At 75.1% G+C, this 866-nt stretch carries 1 protein-coding gene; it reads left to right on the top strand.

What is annotated here, in order from left to right:
* A partial coding sequence (locus HA630_RS01025) for a RodZ domain-containing protein (protein WP_166832094.1) occupies positions 1 to 866 on the top strand: 866 nt, incomplete at both ends.

Here is an 866-nt window from a genome sequence, read left to right on the forward strand (position 1 = left end):
GGCGACCGCGCCGAACCTGTTGCCCCAGACCGCGTTGCGCCAGGCGCGCGAGCGGGCGGGGCTGGCCCTGCCGGCCCTGGCGGCCATGCTGAAGGTGCCGGTTCAGCGCCTGGAAGCGCTGGAAGAAGGGCGCTACCACGACCTGCCCGACACGACCTTTGCCCGCGCCCTGGCGTCCAGCGTCTGCCGGGTCCTCAAGATCGATCCGGCGCCGGTGCTGGCGGCGCTGCCGGCTTCGGCGGCGGTGCGTCTGGGCCACCCCGAGAGTGCGCTCAACGCCCCCATGCCCACCCGCCAGACGCCGCTGCTGGGCGGCGGCAGCGCCAAGGTGGGGCCGTCGCGCCTGCCCTGGGCCAACGCCCTGGCCGTGCTGGTGGTCGTGGTGGCGGTGACGCTCTGGTTCTTGTTGCCGCCCCAGGCCGACACCCCGGTGGCCGAGCCGGCCGCTGTCCCCGCCACAGCGGTCGAACCGGTCGCCGATCCGGCGCTGCCGGTTCTTTCGCCAGCTTCGGCAGTGGCCGTTGCTCCTGAGCCGTCTGTGCAGGAGTCCAACCCGTTGCCTGCCCCGGTTGCTGTGCCAGACGCTACCCCCACCCCGTTGCTTCCGACCGCCATCCCGCCCGCCGCTCCGACCGCTGCCGAGGCGGCGGGGGGCGCTGTGCCTGGCCTGGGCACGCCGGCCCCGCCCTCGGGTGTGCTGCAGCTGCGCGCCCGTGGCGCCAGCTGGGTCCAGGTCACGGGGGCGTCGGGCCGGGTGCTGCTGCAGCGTGGTCTGCAAGCCGGCGAGCAGGTGGCCTTTTCCAGCGACCTGCCGCTGACGGTGGTGGTCGGCCGGGCCGACGAGACCGAGGTGCAGGTGCGCGGCG

Source organism: Aquabacterium sp. A08 (assembly GCF_011742065.1).